Origin of the sequence: Pseudomonas sp. GCM10022186 (genome assembly GCF_042656385.1) — a bacterium.
Taxonomy (GTDB): domain Bacteria; phylum Pseudomonadota; class Gammaproteobacteria; order Pseudomonadales; family Pseudomonadaceae; genus Metapseudomonas.
In genome coordinates this window covers 82,551-97,968 of sequence record NZ_JBHSOU010000060.1, presented here as the reverse complement: position 1 = coordinate 97,968, position 15,418 = coordinate 82,551, and the positions used below count along the sequence as shown (strand labels likewise).

Below are 15,418 nucleotides of genomic sequence, written 5' to 3'. Positions count from 1 at the left end.
ATCCGACACCACGTCTTGGGCAGTGAAAGGCGCATCAGGTAAACTGCGCCATCTTTTTTTGCCCATAACGACTAGCCTGATGCCCACGACGTTCCACGAGATTCCCCGCGAACGCCCCGTCACGCCCCTGCTCGACCGCGCGGCAACGCCGGCTGAGCTGCGCCGGCTCGGCGACGCGGAGCTGGAAACCCTGGCCGACGAACTGCGCCAGTACCTGCTCTACACCGTCGGCAAGACCGGCGGGCACTTCGGCGCCGGCCTCGGCGTGGTGGAACTGACCATCGCCCTGCACTACGTCTACGACACGCCGGACGACCGGCTGGTCTGGGACGTGGGCCACCAGGCCTACCCGCACAAGATCCTCACCGGACGCCGCGAGCAGATGGGCAGCCTGCGCCAGAAGGACGGCATCGCCGCCTTCCCGCGCCGGGTGGAGAGCGAGTACGACACCTTTGGCGTCGGCCACTCCAGCACCTCCATCAGTGCGGCCCTGGGGATGGCCATCGCCGCCCGCATGCAGGGCTCCAGCCGCAAGTCCATCGCCGTGATCGGTGACGGCGCGTTGACCGCCGGCATGGCTTTCGAAGCGCTCAACCATGCCTCGGACGTCCAGGCCGACATGCTGGTGATCCTCAACGACAACGACATGTCGATCTCGCACAATGTCGGTGGCCTGTCCAACTACCTGGCGAAGATCCTCTCCAGCCGCACCTACGCCAGCATGCGCGAAGGCAGCAAGAAAGTGCTGTCGCGCCTGCCCGGGGCCTGGGAGATCGCCCGCCGCACCGAGGAATACGCCAAGGGCATGCTGGTACCCGGCACCCTGTTCGAGGAGCTGGGCTGGAACTACATCGGCCCCATCGACGGCCATGACCTGCCCACGCTGGTCGCCACGCTGCGCAACATGCGCGACCTCAAGGGCCCGCAGTTCCTCCATGTGGTGACCAAGAAAGGCAAGGGCTTCGCCCCGGCCGAGGCCGATCCCATCGGCTACCACGCCATCACCAAGCTGGAGCCGATCAACGCCCCGGCCACCCCGAAGAAGCCGTCGGGCCCGAGGTACTCCAACGTCTTCGGAAAATGGCTGTGCGACATGGCCGGACAGGACCCGCGCCTGGTGGGCATCACCCCGGCGATGAAGGAAGGTTCCGACCTGGTGGCCTTCGCCGAGCGCTTCCCGGATCGCTACTTCGATGTGGCCATCGCCGAGCAGCACGCCGTGACCCTGGCGGCCGGCATGGCCTGCGACGGCGCCAAGCCGGTGGTGGCCATCTACTCCACCTTCCTCCAGCGCGGCTATGACCAGCTGATCCACGACGTGGCGGTGCAGAACCTCGATGTGCTGTTCGCCATCGACCGCGCCGGCCTGGTGGGCGAGGATGGCCCGACCCACGCCGGCAGCTTCGACCTGTCCTACCTGCGCTGCATCCCCGGCATGCTGGTGATGACCCCCAGCGACGAGAACGAGCTGCGCCTGCTGCTGACCACCGGGTACCGGTTCGAAGGCCCCGCGGCGGTGCGCTATCCCCGCGGCAGCGGCCCCAACGCGCCCATCGACCCGACCCTGGCACCGGTGGAAATCGGCAAGGGCGTGGTACGCCGCAAGGGCAGCAGAGTGGCGATGCTGGTGTTCGGCGTGCAGTTGGCCGAGGCCCTGCAAGTGGCCGAAGGCCTGGATGCCACGGTGGTCGACATGCGCTTCGTCAAACCCCTGGACGGAGCGCTGGTACGCGAGCTGGCCGACAGCCACGAGCTGCTGGTGACCATCGAGGAAAACAGTGTGATGGGTGGCGCCGGTGCCGCCGTCAGCGAGTTCCTCGCCCGCGAGAACCTGGTCAAGCCAGTGCTGCACCTGGGCCTGCCGGACTACTACGTGGAACACGCCAAGCCGGCGGAAATGCTCGCCGAGTGCGGGCTCGACGCCAAGGGTATAGAGGCCTCGGTGCGCAAGCGGATGGCGCTGCTGGGCCTCTGATCTTCGCTCCCACAGCATGGGTATCGCTTCGCTCAACGCCAATCCAGGCAGGCGGAGGTCATTGCTACCTCGCGGCTTCCAGGCGCGTAGGGTGGAAATCCCGTTGGGGATTTCCACCATCGGTGTCTTGCAATGCCTCGCTGGTGGATAGAAAAGCGCTATCCACCCTACACGGCTCCCACCGGGAAACATGTCCCGTAGGGTGCGCCGTGCGCACCACCTCGCTCTCGGTGCGCACAGCGCACCCTACCTCGCGGCTTCCAGCAATCGACAGAGCTTCTCGGTGGCCCCCAGCATCTGGAAGCTCGGCCGCTCCAGGCCCCGGTCCGGCACCGGCCAGACCTGCCCTTTCCTCACCGCTGCCAGCTGCGGCCAGGCCTTCCAGGCGTAGGCCTGGGCAGGATCACTCACCAGGATCACGCTCGGGTCGCGCTGCAGCACGGCCTCGATACCCACTTGTGGCGCCGGTAGCGACAGATCGGCGAAAGCGTTTTCCGCGCCGCATACCTTCAGGGCATCGCTGACGATCTGCTTGCCGCCGAGGGTATAGAGCGGCTGGTCCCACACCTGGTAGAAGACCTTCAGCGGCACCTCGCGCCGATAGCGCTGGCGCAATTGCGCCAGGCCCACCTCGAAGCGCGCGGCCAGTTGGCGGCCCTGTTCGGCGCGGCCGACCCGCTCGCCGATCTCGATGAAGGATTGCGCCAGTTGCGCCAGGTCCCGCGGCTCCACCACCAGTTGGGGTACCGAGAGTTTCTTCAGCTGCTCACGCCCGGCAGCGCCGACGCTGTCCGGCCAGAGCAGCACCAGATCGGGTTTGAGGCTGAGCAGGCTTTCCGCCTGCAGCTGGCCGTAGCGGCCCACGGACGGCAGCCCCGCCAGGGCGGCCGGACGTTCGCCGCCATCGAGCACTCCCACCAGCAGGTCGCCGGCACCGAGATCGAGCATGGTTTCGCTCAGGGATGGCGCCAGGCTGACCACCCGCAACTGCGCCGTGGCGGGCAACGCCAGGCACAGCAGCAGGAAGGCGAGCAGCCGGCGCATCAGCCGAGCTGGCGGGGAATTCGGTAGAGATAGAGCAGCACCAGGCTGCTCAAGGCGAGGAGGACCAGCGCCACCGCGTTCAGACCGACCAGTGTCGCCAGGGCGGCAATCCAGGCGGGCAGGCTCGCGGCGAGGAAGGCCTTGCCGCGTCGGCGGGCGAGTTCCTGCCAGGCGCCGGGCTCTTCGGCACGGCCCAGTGCGGCTTCGGTGGCCACCAGTGCACGCTTGTAGGCGGAGAAAAGCGGCAGGCTGAGGAACATGGAAGCCAGTCCGGCAATGAACAAGGGCATCTGCAGCATCGGCAACAGCGGCTCGCCATCGCCGAACAGATAGCCCATGACCAGCAGCGGCACCAGGGTATAACCCACCTGGCGCCACCAGGCCAGGGCCAGGCGGCGGCGGACTTCCTTGCGGGTCACGACTCGGCTTCCGCCTGGTGCAGGTTGCCGAGCATGTGGCCGAGCTTGCCGGCCTTGGTGGCCAGGTACTTGCGGTTGTGCTTGTTCAGGCCGGTCTGCAGCGGTACGCGCTCGGCCACATTGAGGCCGTAGCTTTCCAGCGCCTTGACCTTGCGCGGGTTGTTGGTCATCAGTTTCACGGCGCTGATGCCCAGGTGCTCCAGCATCGGCTGGCACATGGCGTAGTCGCGCTGGTCGGCACCGAAGCCCAGGCGCTCATTGGCCTCGACGGTATCGGCGCCGGCATCCTGCAGTTCGTAGGCGCGGATCTTGTTCAACAGGCCGATGCCGCGCCCTTCCTGGCGCAGGTAGAGCAGCACGCCACGCCCGGCTTCGGCGATGGCCCGCAGGGCCGCTTCCAGCTGGAAGCCGCAGTCGCACCGCAGGCTGAACAGGGCATCACCGGTGAGGCATTCGGAGTGCAGGCGGCCCAGGACGGGTTCGCCGCTGGCGACGTCGCCCAGGGTCAGGGCGACGTGCTCCTTGCCGCTGGCCTCGTCGAGGAAGCCGTGCATGGTGAACACGCCGAAGGGCGTGGGCAGCTGGGAGGCGGCGACGAAAACGACAGACACCGTAGAACTCCTGGAAATTGGCAAGGCCGGCATTGTAGCAGCAGCGCTAACCGGCCGGTCAGATTGAATAGTTGGGGATAAGTATCGAAAGCCTCGAAGGGCGCCCGCTCAGAACTTGGACTCCAGCAGGAGAACGCCCTGATCCTCGCGCCAGCGCACCCGGTTGAGGAAGCTCATGCCCAGCAGCACCTCCACCGGCGCCTCGCCTTCGATCACCGCCCCCTCCACGCCGAGCACCTCGATGCCGCCGACCTTGACCCGGTCGAAGGTCACCCGCCAGGCATTGACCGTCCCGGCGGCGGTGCTGGCCTTCATCGGCAAGCCCTTGACCCGGTAATCGATGCCCAGGCGGCGCGCCTGATGCTCGTTCATGGCGACGCTGGTGGCGCCGGTGTCCACCAGGAACTGCACCGGATGGCCCTCGATGGAACCGGCCACCTGGAAGTGCCCGTTGTTGCCGCGGGCGATGCTTATCCGCTCGTTCTGCGGGGCGCCCGGGCTGGCCGCCTGATTGTATTCGCGCGAGAGCTCATAACGGCGCTCCACGCCATCCACGCGCAGCGTGGCACCCTGGCTGTCGGCGCTGATCACCTGCACACCGCCGGGGCCGCTCTGGCCCACCTTCACCAGCTTGCGCTGGCCGTCGACATTGAGCACCGCAGCCCCGGGGAAGAGGCCGACCACCTGCACCTGGGTCGCGCTCGCGAATACCGGGCAGAGAGCCAGCAGGAAGGCGAGGGTACGGAGTTCAGGGCGCAGCATGGGATTCGGTCCTTGTCGAAAGCTTGCGGTAATCGCCGGCGGGCGCCTAGGCCAGGCCCCAGACGATGAGCTGCATCGCCAGCCAGGCGAAGACGCCGGCCAGCACGTCGTCCAGCATGATGCCCACACCGCCGTGGACATGCCGGTCTATCCAGTGGATCGGCCAGGGCTTCACGATGTCCATCACGCGGAAGACGAGGAAGCCCAGCAGCAGCCAGTGCCAGCCCTCGGGCACCAGCCAGAGGGTGATCCACATGCCGACCATCTCGTCCCAGACGATGCCTTCGTGGTCGTGGACCCGCAGGTCGTCGGCGACCTTGCCGCACAGCCAGAAGCCGAACAGCATGGTCAGCCCCAGCATCAGCCAGTAGCCCCAGTCCGGCAGCATCTGCCAGAGCGGAATGAAAGGCAGCGCCACCAGGGAACCCCAGGTGCCCGGCGCCTTGGGCAGCGTGCCCGAGCCGAAGCCGAAGGCGATGAAATGCCAGGGGTTGCTCCACACCGAATGGGGGATTGGCTGCGGCGTGGCCGATTCGTGATCAGTCACCTTGACTCCCGAAATGTTGATAACCCTGCGCGGACGTCTGCAGTTCGCCGCCGGCGGCGTCCAGCAGGTGCACGCCCTGCCCCGCCTCGACCCGGCCGATCACCGCCACCTCCGGCCACTCGGCCCGGACTGCGGCCAGTTCGCTGGCGGGCAGGGTAAAGGCCAGGCGGTAGTCGTCGCCACCGGCCAGCGCACAATTGAGCGCGAACTCCCGCGGATAGAGGCCCGCAAGGGCCGGCGACAGCGGCAAGCGCGCCGCTTCCACCAGCAACGCCGCACCCGAGGCCGCGGCGATATGGCCGCAATCGGCCAGCAGCCCGTCGGATATGTCCAGCGCCGCCGTGGCCCGGCCACGCAGGGCCTGGCCCAACGCCAGCTGCGGCTCTGGCGCCCAGTAACGCCGCAACAGGTAGTCCGCCTCCGGGCTGCTGTCCTGGCGTTCGCCGAGCACCAGCGGCAGCGCCCCGGCGCCATCGCCCAGGCTACCGCCGACGCAGAGCAGGTCGCCGGGCCGTGCGCCGGCCCGGGTCAGGGCCTGGCCGGCGGGCACGCGGCCGAACACGGTGAGGGTCAGGCTCAGCGGGCCGCGGGTGGTATCGCCGCCCACCAGGCCGATGGCGCAATCCCGCGCCATGGCGCACAGACCACGTGCGAAGTCGCCGAGCCAGTCGGCCCGGGCCTCGGACAGGGTCAGGGCCAGGGTGAAGGCGACGGGCGTGGCGCCCATGGCTGCCAGGTCGCTGGCGGAGACCGCCAGGGCGCGCTGGCCGAGAAGGAAGGGGTCGGCATTCTCCGGGAAGTGCACGCCGGCCACCAGGGTGTCGGTGGAAATCGCCAGTTGCTCGCCGGGCGGCAGTTGCAACAGGGCACAGTCGTCGCCGATGCCGAGGGCAATGCCTTCGCCTCCGGCCGCACAGGCGGCGGAGGCGAAGAAGCGGCGGATCAGCTCGAACTCACCCATTCACGGAGGGGCGCGGGCTGCGATCAGCGCTTGCCGCCGCGCACTTCGGCGGCGCGAAGGCGTGGCGCCAGCTTGTCCAGCACGCCGTTGACGAACTTGTGCCCGTCGGTGGCGCCGAACACCTTGGCCAGCTCGATGCCTTCGTTGATCACCACGCGGTACGGCACGTCCACGCGGTTCATCAGTTCGTAGGTGGACAGGCGCAGGATCGCCAGCTCCACCGGGTCCACTTCCTCGAGGGCGCGGTCCAGGCAGGGCAGGAAGGCCTCGTCGATCTCGGTCTTCAGGCGCGGCACGCCGTGGAGGATCTCGTGGAAGTAGGCGCCGTCGACCGCGCTGAAATCGTTGTCGACGCGGAACTGCGCCTCGATCTCGTTGAGCGGCTGGCCGGCGATGTGCCAGGAGTAGAGCGCCTGCATCGCCAGGGTGCGGGCCTGGCGACGGGCTGCGATCTTGCCTTTCGGCGCCTTGGGCGCCGAACCTTCTGTGTTGCTCACTTGGCCTCCAGGGCAGCCAGCAGGCTGACCATCTCCAGGGCGGACAGGGCGGCTTCGGCGCCCTTGTTGCCGGCCTTGGTGCCGGAGCGCTCGATGGCCTGCTCGATGGAGTCGACGGTCAGCACACCAAAGGCCACCGGCACGCCGAACTCCATGGATACCTGGGCCAGGCCCTTGGTGCACTCGCCGGCGACGTATTCGAAGTGCGGGGTACCGCCACGAATGACCGCGCCGAGGGCGATGATGGCGGAGTACTCGCCTTGCTGGGCGACCTTCTGGGTCACCAGCGGGATCTCAAAGGCGCCGGGCGCGCGGATGATGGTGATGTCGTCTTCGCTGACACCGTGGCGGACCAGGGCGTCGACGGCGCCGCTCACCAGGCTTTCCACGACGAAGCTGTTGAAACGGCCGACCACCAGGGCATAGCGGCCTTTGGGGGCGATGAAGGTACCTTCGATGGTCTTCAGGGGCATGGGCGAGTTCTCGTCAATTAAAGAGCGAGGGCCCCGGCCTTGACGGCCGGAGCCCTGCGGGATCATTCAGCGGGCAGGTATTCTACAACTTCCAGGTCGAAACCGGATATCGCGTTGAACTTCATCGGCGAGCTCATCAGGCGCATCTTGCGCACCCCGAGGTCGCGCAGGATCTGCGATCCGGCACCCACCGTGCTGTAGGTGGTCGGGTTGGTGACCTTGGCGTCGTGGCCGAGCTGGCGCTCCAGGTGGGCCAGCAGCTGCGGACCGGTGAGCGGGTTGCCCAGCAGCAGCACCACGCCGCTGCCGGCGGCGGCCACTTCCTTCATGGCGGCGCGCAGGCTCCAGCGGCCGGCCTGGTTGACCATGAACAGGTCGCGCAGCGGGTCCATGTTGTGCACCCGCACCAGGGTCGGCTCTTCCGGGCAGATCTTGCCCAGGGTCAGGGCCATGTGCACGTCGCCTTCCACGGCGTCGCGGTAGGTCACCAGGTTGAAATGACCCAGCTCGCTGTCCAGGGGCTGCTCGGCGATGCGCTCGACGGTGCGCTCGTGGATCAGGCGGTAGTGGATGAGGTCGGCGATGGTGCCGATCTTGATCCCGTGCTCGGCGGCGAAGGCCTCCAGCTCCGGGCGACGGGACATGGTGCCGTCGTCGTTCATGATTTCGCAGATCACGCCGGAGGGCTCGAAGCCGGCCATGCGCGACAGGTCGCAGGCCGCCTCGGTGTGGCCGGCACGGGCCAGCACGCCGCCGGGCTGGGCCATCAGCGGGAAGATGTGGCCGGGGCTGACGATGTCCTCGGCCTTGGCGCCCTTGGCCGCGGCCACCTGCACGGTGCGCGCGCGGTCGGCGGCGGAGATGCCGGTGGTCACGCCTTCGGCCGCCTCGATGGAGACGGTGAACTTGGTGCCGAAGCCGGAGCCGTTGCGCGGCGCCATCAGCGGCAGCTTGAGCAGCTCGCAGCGCTCGCGGGTCATGGGCATGCAGATCAGGCCACGGGCGAACTTGGCCATGAAGTTGATGTGCTCGGCCTGCACGCACTCGGAGGCCATGATCAGGTCGCCTTCGTTCTCGCGGTCCTCGTCATCCATGAGGATGACCATCTTGCCCTGGCGGATGTCTTCGATCAGTTCGTCGATGCTGTTGAGAGCCATGGGCCCTCCTTATGAATTCAGTGTTTGAGGTAGCCGTGTTCGGCGAGGAAGCTTTCGGTCAGGCCGGAGGACTGGGGCTCGGCGGCCTTGTCACCGAGCAGCAGGCGCTCCAGGTAACGGGCCAGCAGGTCGACCTCCAGGTTGATCCGGCGTCCGGGGCGGTAGTCGGCCATGATGGTCTCGGCCAGGGTGTGCGGAACTATGGTCAGCTCGAATTCGGCGCCATTGACCGCGTTCACCGTCAGGCTGGTGCCATCCACCGTGATCGAGCCCTTGAGGGCGATGTACTTCGCCAGGTCGCGGGGCGCACGGATGCGGAATTGCACGGCGCGGGCGTTGTCTTCCCGCGCCACCACTTCGCCGATGCCGTCGACATGGCCGCTGACCAGGTGGCCGCCCAGGCGGCTGGTGGGAGTCAGGGCCTTTTCCAGGTTGACCGGGCTGCCGGGCTTGAGGTCGTCGAAGGCGGTACGGGCCAGGGTTTCGCGGCTGACGTCGGCCCAGAAGCCGTTGCCCGGCAACTCCACCGCGGTGAGGCAGACACCGTTGACCGCGATGCTGTCGCCGAGCTTGACGTCGGACAGGTCCAGCTTGCCGGTTTCCACCAGCACGCGGACGTCACCGCCCTTGGGCGTGATCGCGCGGATGGTGCCGATGGCTTCGATTATGCCGGTGAACATGGGACCTCCAGAGCTTGCAGCGAACCGGCCGGAACCGGCGAAAGACGCATTATAGGCGCCCGCCCCTCACCCGCGCGCGGACGAGCCGCCGGCGCCGGAAGGAAGTGGGTTGTTGCATGTGACATCGATGGAACTCCTGTTTCGTGAAAAACAGGGCGTATCGGATCGAATGGGATCTGGCGGGCGCGGGCACGGACGCAGCCCGGCCCTGGCAGGCAATCCCGTTCTCTCTTCATCCGGACTGTTACCGTCGGCCCCGGGATCACACCGGGTCTGCTGACCTCGTCATCGACGAGCGCTCGCGGGCTATGCGCGCACTGCGCAATCACCGCCGGTGGGGACTTGCACCCCGCCCTGAGAACGTTTCAGCCAGTCGATGAAACTGGCTGGCAGGCGTTTTATCACAGTCGTGGCGAACTTGCATCGCCCGTAGCGAGCATGCCGGCGGGCAAGAATTCAGGCAGCGGGCCGGGGAACCGCGATGACCCGCCAGTCGTCGCCAACGGCGCGCATTTCGACGATCTTCAGCTCCGGGGCCTCGGCCATCCGCTGCAACGGCCAATCCAGCAACGGCCGCGCACTGGAACCGAGGAACTTGCCGGCGATGAAGATCTGGTACTCGTCCACCAGCCCCGTGCGGGCGAAGGCGCCGGCCAGGCGCGGGCCGGCCTCCACCAGCACCTCGTTGGCGCCACGGGCGGCCAGTTCCAGCAGCAGCCGGCGCAGGTCGACATGGCCATCGGCGCGGGGCAGCACCAGCGATTCGTGGCCCGGGTACGGAGCGCCTGCCGTGGCAGTCGCCACCAGCGCCGGACCGGCCTGGAAGAAGGGCGCGGACGGCGGCACCCGCAGGCGGCCGTCCACCAACACGCGCAGCGGCGGGCGGCTGACCGCCAGGGCGGTGAGTTCCGGGTCGAGGCCCAGTTCGTCCGCGCGCACGGTGAGGCGCGCGGCATCGGTGAGCACGGTATCGGCTCCGGTCAGCACCACGCTGGCGCGGGCACGCAGGCGCTGCACCGCGGAACGGGCCGCAGGACCCGTGATCCACTGGCTTTCGCCGCTGGCCATGGCGGTGCGGCCGTCCAGGCTCATGGCCAGCTTGACCCGCACGAATGGCAGGCCGTGCTCCATGCGCTTGACGAAGCCGGCATTCAGCACCCGCGCCTCGCCCTCCAGGATGCCGCTCTGCACGGCGATGCCAGCATCCGCCAGGCGCTGGAGGCCGCGGCCGGCGACCTGGGGATTGGGGTCCTGCATGGCCGCCACCACGCGGCCCACGCCAGCGGCCACCAGCGCATCGGCGCAGGGTGGCGTGCGGCCGTGGTGGCTGCAGGGCTCCAGGGTGACGTAGGCAGTGGCGCCACGGGCCAGTTCGCCGGCCTGGCGCAGGGCGTGGACCTCCGCATGGGGCTCGCCGGCGCGAACGTGCCAGCCTTCGCCCACCACCCGGCCATCGCGGACGATGACGCAGCCGACGCGGGGATTGGGGTGGGTGGAGTAGATGCCTTTGCGCGCCAGCTCCAGGGCGCGGGCCATATGGGCCTGATCCTGGCCGGCCATCAGTCTTTCGACGGCTCGCGGGCCAGGCGCTCGATTTCCTCGCGGAATTCGTTGAGGTCCTGGAAGCGGCGGTAGACCGATGCGAAGCGGATGTAGGCGACTTCGTCGAGCTTCTGCAGCTCGGCCATCACCAGTTCGCCCAGCACCCGCGATTTCACTTCGCGCTCGCCGGTGGCGCGCAGCTTGTGCTTGATATGGGCAATGGCCGCTTCCAGCCGCTCGATGCTCACCGGGCGCTTCTCCAGCGCGCGCTGCATGCCGGCGCGCAGCTTGTCTTCGTCGAACGGCTGGCGGCTGCCGTCCTGCTTGATCAGACGGGGCATCACCAGTTCGGCGGTCTCGAAGGTGGTGAAGCGTTCCTCGCAGGCCAGGCACTCGCGACGCCGGCGCACCTGGTCGCCCTCGGCGACCAGCCGCGAATCTATGACCTTGGTGTCGTGGGCGCCGCAGAAGGGACAGTGCATGGCGTTCGAGGGCTATCGGCGGAAAAGGTGGACCATGGTAGCGCATCCCCGGGGCAAGACAAGCCGACGGCTTTGCGCTATAAGGCCCGCGCATAGAGATCAGGAAGCCCAGATGCGCCCACTTCTTCCCCTGTTCCTGGCCGCCCTGCTCGCGGCATGCGCCAGCGAAGAGCCTGCCCCGGAACTGCCCACCCCGGCGCCACAGCCCAGGGTGGAGGCCACGCCCGCTCATCTGCGCGAAATCAGTGGCGTGCTGCAGGTGCCGCCCGCCGGCAGCGAAGTGGAGCTGGCCCTGCTCGCCATCGACTCCCGCGACCGCCCCCAGCGCCTGCTCGCCAATGTGGTGCTGAACGGCAACGGTGGCCCCCTGCCCTTTCGCCTGCTGTTCAATCCGCAGGCCTTTCCCCAGGGTGAACGGGTGGAACTGCGCGCCCGCGCCAGCCTGTCCGGGCGCTTGATCCTCAAGCTGCAACCGCGCCTGATCCTGCAGCCGGAAAGCCAATCCCTGGGCCCGCTGCAAATGGTGCCCGCGCCATGAAGGCCCCGGAGCTGCTGCAGCAGGCCCTGAGCCGGCTATTGGGCGACGCCAGCCTCACGGCGGCAACCCTGCCCGGCACCGACCTCAAGCTCTGGCTGATCGACGCCAATAACATGGACCGCGCCTTCAGCCCGGAAGAAACCCGGCGCATCCTCGAAGAACCGCCCTACTGGTGCTTCTGCTGGGCCAGCGGCCTGGCCCTGGCACGCTGGCTGGCCGAGAAGCCCGAGTGGGTGGCCGGCAAGCGCGTGCTGGACTTCGGCGCCGGCTCGGGCGTCGCCGCCATCGCCGCGGCCAAGGCGGGTGCCGCCGAGGTGGTGGCCTGCGACCTCGACCCGCTGGCCCTGGCAGCCTGCCGCGCCAACGCGCAATTGAACGGCGTCCAGCTGAGTTACTCGGCGGACTTCTTCCAGGAAGAGGATCGCTTCGACCTGATCATCGTCGCCGACGTCCTCTACGACCGTGCCAACCTTCCCTTGCTGGACCACTTCCTGACCCGCGGCCGCCAGGCCCTGGTGGCGGATTCGCGGGTCCGCGACTTCCAGCATCCGCTCTACACCCGCCTGGCGGTGCTGGACGCCTGCACCTGGCCGGACCTGGCCGAGCCGGCGGAATTCCGCAATGTGAGCCTGTATCACGCGATTCGCTGAGGCACAGACGGCGCTTTGGTGGGGGGAAACCTTGTGGGGGCGAATTCATTCGCCAAGGAGCGCGCAGCGCTCCCAATCAGTTCCCGGGGCCGGACCTTCGGCCCGGTTGGCGAATGAATTCGCCCCCACAGGTAGAGCAGGCCGTGCCATCTGCAAGCTCCGCGCTCGTGCGGGGCATATTCATCCCCCGCCGGCAGCCGTATGATTCGCCCATCCTTTCGCGCTTTCGAGAGAGCAGATGAGCGACATTCCCTACATCTTCGATACCACCGGTGCCGACTTCGACCAGGCGGTGATCCAGAACTCCTTCCACAAGCCCGTGCTGGTGGACTTCTGGGCCGACTGGTGCGCCCCCTGCAAGGCCCTGATGCCGCTGCTGGCACAAATCACCGAGTCCTACCAGGGCGAGCTGCTGCTGGCCAAGGTCAACTGCGACATCGAGCAGGACATCGTCATGCGCTTCGGCATCCGCAGCCTGCCCACCGTGGTGCTGTTCAAGGACGGCCAGCCGGTGGACGGTTTCGCCGGCGCGCAGCCGGAGTCGGCCATCCGCGCCATGCTCGAACCCCACGTACAGATGCCCGCCACGCCCCAGGGCAACCTGCTGGACTCGGCCCAGGCCGCCTTCAGCGAAGGCCGCATCAGTGAGGCGGAAAACCTGCTCAAGCAGTTGCTGACCGAAGACAACACCAATGCCGCCGGCCTGATCCTCTATGCCCGCTGCCTGGCCGAACGCGGTGAACTGGGCGAAGCGGAAACCGTGCTCAATGCGGTGAAGAGCGACGAGCACAAGCAGGCCCTGGCCGGTGCCCGCGCCCAACTGACCTTCCTCCGCCAGGCGGCCGACCTGCCGGAAGTGGCCGATCTGAAATCCCGCCTGGCGCAGGATGCCGGCGACGACGAGGCGGTCTACCAGCTGGCCATCCAGCAACTCTCCCGCCAGCAGTACGAACCGGCGCTGGACGCCCTGCTCAAGCTCTTCGTGCGCAATCGCGGCTACGAGAACGGCCTGCCCCACAAGACCCTGCTGCAGGTGTTTGACCTGCTGGGCAACGACCACCCGCTGGTTGCCACCTACCGCCGCAAGCTCTACAACGCGATTTACTGACCGATGATGGGCAGGGGCGCGTGACCATCTGCCCGAGAGTCCATGTCAATCGACGCGTAGGGTGGAAATCCCTTTCGGGATTTCCACCATCGGGGCCTTGCGTGGCCTCGCTGGTGGATAGAAGAGCGCTATCCCCCTACACGACTGACCGGCAGCCCTTCGGGCTGCCTGGCGAATTCATTCGCCAACCGGGGCGTAGCCCCGGTCATCCGTATCAGCCCTTCCAGATATAAAGCGGCGCGTCCTCGCCCACCTCCACATGCACCTGCTCGCAATGGCGCAGGCGCACCAGCAGCCGCTTGCCCGCGGCCGCGCCACCGGCCAGGGCCTCCAGTTCGGCCAGCAGGCGCGGGCCTTCCATCTGTCCGGCTTCGCGCAGTACCTGCTGGGCGGTTTCCCAGAGTGCGTCGCTGCGCGGGGCGACCGCCGGGGCCTTGGTCAGCACTTCGGGCGTCAGGCGGCTGGCCAGGCGGTCCCAGTCCTCGGCATCCATCTCCACCGTCAGGTCCACCGGCCAGTCACCGATCCGTCCGCGTATGCGCAGCATGTGCAACTCCTCCAGAAACGAATGGGTAATGCTCCCACGCCGTTGGCGGGCTGCCTACATTTGTTATAACGTAACCAAAATTTGCACCCCGCTCCGGAGACCTCCCATGCGCCGCCTGCTGTCCGCCCTGCCCTTCGTCCTGCTGCCCCTGGCCGTCGCCCAGGCCCATGAGCACGAGCATGACCACCAACACGGCAGCCTCGGTGCCCATGAGCACGGGGTGGCACGTCTGAACGCCGCGCTGGACGGCAAGACCCTGGAGCTGGAACTGGAGAGCCCGGCGATGAACCTGGTGGGCTTCGAGCATGGGGCGAAGAGCGACGCCGACAAGGCCAGGGTCGCCGCCGCCCGCGCCGAGCTGGAAAAGCCCCTGGCGCTGTTCACCCTCCCCGCCGCGGCTGGCTGCAAGGTCGCCTCGCAGGAACTGGAAAGCCCGCTGTTCGGCGATGACCACCGACATGAAGGCCATGAAGAACACGCCAAGGACCACGAACACAGCGAAGTCCACGCCCACTACCGCTTCGAATGCGCCAGCCCCGAGGCGCTGAAGACCCTGGACCTCACCCGGCTGTTCAAGACCTTCCCCGCCACCGAGAAAATTCAGGTACAACTGATCGGCCCGCAGGGCCAGCAAGGCACGGAACTCACCTCCACCAACGCCAGCCTGAGCTTCTAATTTCCCCCAGAAGCGACCGGGGCAACCCGGTCGTAGTCCCATGAGCCAGACACTGATCGAACTCCAGGGGCTGGGCTTCGCCTGGCCCGGTCACCCGGAACTGCTGGATATCCCGGCGTTCTCCCTGAAACGAGGCGAAAGCCTGTTCCTCAAGGGCCCCAGCGGCAGCGGCAAGACCACCCTGCTCGGCCTGCTCGGCGGCGTGCAGAAGCCCGGCCGGGGCAGCATCCGCCTGCTCGGCCAGGACCTGGCCAGGCTCTCCGCCAGCGCCCGCGACCACTTTCGCGTCGACCACACCGGCTACATCTTCCAGCAGTTCAATCTGCTGCCCTTCCTCTCGGTGCGCGAGAACGTCGAGCTGCCCTGCCGCTTCTCGCGCCTGCGTGCCCAGCGCGCGCGCCAGCGCCACGGTAGCGTCGATGGCGCAGCCGCCACACTGTTGCGTCACCTGGGCCTGAAGGAAGAGCTGTTGCAACGCCGCGCCGACGCCCTGTCCATCGGCCAGCAGCAAAGGGTGGCCGCCGCCCGCGCGCTGATCGGCCAGCCGGAGCTGGTGATCGCCGACGAACCCACCTCGGCCCTGGATGCCGACGCCCGGGAAGCCTTCCTCCAGCTGCTCTTCGCCGAATGCGACGAGGCCGGTGCCAGCCTGCTGTTCGTCAGCCACGACCAGAGCCTGGCGCCGCTGTTCGATCGCAGCCTGTCCCTGGCCGACCTGAACCGCGCTGCGCGCCTCGAGGAGGATTGAG

The 15,418-nt window shown here is 67.8% G+C and carries 19 protein-coding genes and 1 riboswitch; of the genes, 6 read left to right on the top strand and 13 right to left on the bottom strand.

What is annotated here, in order from left to right:
* Positions 1-79 precede the first annotated feature (79 nt).
* A complete protein-coding gene (gene dxs / locus ACFPU0_RS19430; RefSeq protein WP_377694900.1) occupies positions 80-1,975 on the top strand; it encodes a 1-deoxy-D-xylulose-5-phosphate synthase in 1,896 nt (631 codons plus the stop codon).
* 246 nt (positions 1,976-2,221) lie between these two features.
* On the opposite strand, the gene ACFPU0_RS19425 is transcribed toward dxs, so the two are convergent.
* The 12 genes from ACFPU0_RS19425 to nrdR form a co-directional block, all read right to left on the bottom strand.
* A complete protein-coding gene (locus ACFPU0_RS19425) occupies positions 2,222-3,019 on the bottom strand; it encodes a cobalamin-binding protein (RefSeq protein ID WP_377694899.1) in 798 nt (265 codons plus the stop codon).
* Complete coding sequence (locus ACFPU0_RS19420; RefSeq protein ID WP_377694898.1) at positions 3,019-3,438, bottom strand: MFS transporter; 420 nt, start codon at positions 3,436-3,438, stop codon at positions 3,019-3,021. Before ACFPU0_RS19420 ends, ACFPU0_RS19425 begins: the two co-directional genes overlap by 1 nt.
* Positions 3,435-4,049 (bottom strand): GTP cyclohydrolase II, encoded by a 615-nt coding sequence (gene ribA / locus ACFPU0_RS19415; RefSeq protein ID WP_377694897.1) that lies wholly within the window; start codon positions 4,047-4,049, stop codon positions 3,435-3,437. The genes ACFPU0_RS19420 and ribA overlap by 4 nt, the downstream gene beginning before the upstream one ends.
* A gap of 108 nt (positions 4,050-4,157) precedes the next feature.
* Positions 4,158-4,811, bottom strand: coding sequence for a retropepsin-like aspartic protease family protein (locus tag ACFPU0_RS19410; RefSeq protein WP_377694896.1), 654 nt, complete (start codon positions 4,809-4,811; stop codon positions 4,158-4,160).
* 46 nt (positions 4,812-4,857) lie between these two features.
* Positions 4,858-5,358, bottom strand: coding sequence for a phosphatidylglycerophosphatase A (locus ACFPU0_RS19405; RefSeq protein WP_377694895.1), 501 nt, complete (start codon positions 5,356-5,358; stop codon positions 4,858-4,860).
* The gene (gene thiL / locus ACFPU0_RS19400; protein WP_377694894.1) at positions 5,351-6,319 is read right to left on the bottom strand and encodes a thiamine-phosphate kinase; all 969 of its coding nucleotides are present in this window, start codon (positions 6,317-6,319) and stop codon (positions 5,351-5,353) included. Before thiL ends, ACFPU0_RS19405 begins: the two co-directional genes overlap by 8 nt.
* A gap of 23 nt (positions 6,320-6,342) precedes the next feature.
* Entirely contained in the window at positions 6,343-6,816 is a 474-nt protein-coding gene (gene nusB, locus ACFPU0_RS19395) for a transcription antitermination factor NusB (protein ID WP_377694893.1), read from the bottom strand.
* A complete protein-coding gene (ribE, locus tag ACFPU0_RS19390) occupies positions 6,813-7,289 on the bottom strand; it encodes a 6,7-dimethyl-8-ribityllumazine synthase (RefSeq protein WP_377694892.1) in 477 nt (158 codons plus the stop codon). Before ribE ends, nusB begins: the two co-directional genes overlap by 4 nt.
* Positions 7,290-7,351: 62 nt before the next feature.
* Positions 7,352-8,446, bottom strand: a complete 1,095-nt coding sequence (gene ribBA / locus ACFPU0_RS19385; RefSeq protein ID WP_377694891.1) for a bifunctional 3,4-dihydroxy-2-butanone-4-phosphate synthase/GTP cyclohydrolase II — start codon at positions 8,444-8,446, stop codon at positions 7,352-7,354.
* A gap of 17 nt (positions 8,447-8,463) precedes the next feature.
* Positions 8,464-9,126, bottom strand: coding sequence for a riboflavin synthase (locus ACFPU0_RS19380; RefSeq protein ID WP_377694890.1), 663 nt, complete (start codon positions 9,124-9,126; stop codon positions 8,464-8,466).
* 219 nt (positions 9,127-9,345) lie between these two features.
* A riboswitch (FMN riboswitch) is annotated at positions 9,346-9,492 on the bottom strand.
* A 90-nt stretch (positions 9,493-9,582) separates the two neighbouring features.
* Positions 9,583-10,686, bottom strand: coding sequence for a bifunctional diaminohydroxyphosphoribosylaminopyrimidine deaminase/5-amino-6-(5-phosphoribosylamino)uracil reductase RibD (gene ribD, locus ACFPU0_RS19375; protein ID WP_377694889.1), 1,104 nt, complete (start codon positions 10,684-10,686; stop codon positions 9,583-9,585).
* Entirely contained in the window at positions 10,686-11,150 is a 465-nt protein-coding gene (gene nrdR / locus ACFPU0_RS19370) for a transcriptional regulator NrdR (protein WP_280291946.1), read from the bottom strand. The genes ribD and nrdR overlap by 1 nt, the downstream gene beginning before the upstream one ends.
* Before the next feature lie 112 nt (positions 11,151-11,262).
* On the opposite strand from nrdR, the gene ACFPU0_RS19365 reads away from it, so the two are divergent.
* The 3 genes from ACFPU0_RS19365 to trxA all read left to right on the top strand — a co-directional run bounded on the left by ACFPU0_RS19365 (position 11,263) and on the right by trxA (position 13,446).
* Positions 11,263-11,688, top strand: coding sequence for a YbaY family lipoprotein (locus ACFPU0_RS19365; RefSeq protein WP_377694888.1), 426 nt, complete (start codon positions 11,263-11,265; stop codon positions 11,686-11,688).
* Complete coding sequence (locus ACFPU0_RS19360) at positions 11,685-12,338, top strand: class I SAM-dependent methyltransferase (protein ID WP_377694887.1); 654 nt, start codon at positions 11,685-11,687, stop codon at positions 12,336-12,338. Before ACFPU0_RS19365 ends, ACFPU0_RS19360 begins: the two co-directional genes overlap by 4 nt.
* 238 nt (positions 12,339-12,576) lie before the next feature.
* Positions 12,577-13,446: a thioredoxin gene (gene trxA, locus ACFPU0_RS19355; protein WP_377694886.1), complete on the top strand. Its 870-nt coding sequence runs from the start codon at positions 12,577-12,579 to the stop codon at positions 13,444-13,446.
* A gap of 214 nt (positions 13,447-13,660) precedes the next feature.
* Here the strand turns inward: trxA and ACFPU0_RS19350 are convergent, their stop codons facing one another.
* Complete coding sequence (locus tag ACFPU0_RS19350; RefSeq protein WP_377694885.1) at positions 13,661-13,993, bottom strand: hypothetical protein; 333 nt, start codon at positions 13,991-13,993, stop codon at positions 13,661-13,663.
* Between the two features lie 106 nt (positions 13,994-14,099).
* Between ACFPU0_RS19350 and ACFPU0_RS19345 the strand changes: the two genes are divergently transcribed.
* Both ACFPU0_RS19345 and ACFPU0_RS19340 read left to right on the top strand, forming a co-directional pair.
* Positions 14,100-14,669: a DUF2796 domain-containing protein gene (locus ACFPU0_RS19345; RefSeq protein ID WP_377694884.1), complete on the top strand. Its 570-nt coding sequence runs from the start codon at positions 14,100-14,102 to the stop codon at positions 14,667-14,669.
* Positions 14,670-14,709: 40 nt separating this feature from the next.
* Positions 14,710-15,417 (top strand): ABC transporter ATP-binding protein, encoded by a 708-nt coding sequence (locus ACFPU0_RS19340; protein ID WP_377694883.1) that lies wholly within the window; start codon positions 14,710-14,712, stop codon positions 15,415-15,417.
* The last annotated feature ends 1 nt before the right edge of the window (position 15,418 follow it).

Excerpts from the sequence above, each read along its gene's own strand:
- thiL (WP_377694894.1), bottom strand. The coding sequence starts at position 6,319 with ATGGGTGAGTTCGAGCTGATCCGCCGCTTCTTCGCCTCCGCCGCCTGT.
- ACFPU0_RS19345 (WP_377694884.1), top strand. The coding sequence starts at position 14,100 with ATGCGCCGCCTGCTGTCCGCCCTGCCCTTCGTCCTGCTGCCCCTGGCC.
- dxs (WP_377694900.1), top strand. The coding sequence starts at position 80 with ATGCCCACGACGTTCCACGAGATTCCCCGCGAACGCCCCGTCACGCCC.
- ACFPU0_RS19380 (WP_377694890.1), bottom strand. The coding sequence starts at position 9,126 with ATGTTCACCGGCATAATCGAAGCCATCGGCACCATCCGCGCGATCACG.
- ACFPU0_RS19365 (WP_377694888.1), top strand. The coding sequence starts at position 11,263 with ATGCGCCCACTTCTTCCCCTGTTCCTGGCCGCCCTGCTCGCGGCATGC.
- ACFPU0_RS19410 (WP_377694896.1), bottom strand. The coding sequence starts at position 4,811 with ATGCTGCGCCCTGAACTCCGTACCCTCGCCTTCCTGCTGGCTCTCTGC.
- ACFPU0_RS19360 (WP_377694887.1), top strand. The coding sequence starts at position 11,685 with ATGAAGGCCCCGGAGCTGCTGCAGCAGGCCCTGAGCCGGCTATTGGGC.
- ACFPU0_RS19425 (WP_377694899.1), bottom strand. The coding sequence starts at position 3,019 with ATGCGCCGGCTGCTCGCCTTCCTGCTGCTGTGCCTGGCGTTGCCCGCC.
- ribD (WP_377694889.1), bottom strand. The coding sequence starts at position 10,686 with ATGGCCGGCCAGGATCAGGCCCATATGGCCCGCGCCCTGGAGCTGGCG.
- trxA (WP_377694886.1), top strand. The coding sequence starts at position 12,577 with ATGAGCGACATTCCCTACATCTTCGATACCACCGGTGCCGACTTCGAC.
- ribE (WP_377694892.1), bottom strand. The coding sequence starts at position 7,289 with ATGCCCCTGAAGACCATCGAAGGTACCTTCATCGCCCCCAAAGGCCGC.
- ACFPU0_RS19350 (WP_377694885.1), bottom strand. The coding sequence starts at position 13,993 with ATGCTGCGCATACGCGGACGGATCGGTGACTGGCCGGTGGACCTGACG.
- ACFPU0_RS19340 (WP_377694883.1), top strand. The coding sequence starts at position 14,710 with ATGAGCCAGACACTGATCGAACTCCAGGGGCTGGGCTTCGCCTGGCCC.
- nrdR (WP_280291946.1), bottom strand. The coding sequence starts at position 11,150 with ATGCACTGTCCCTTCTGCGGCGCCCACGACACCAAGGTCATAGATTCG.
- ribBA (WP_377694891.1), bottom strand. The coding sequence starts at position 8,446 with ATGGCTCTCAACAGCATCGACGAACTGATCGAAGACATCCGCCAGGGC.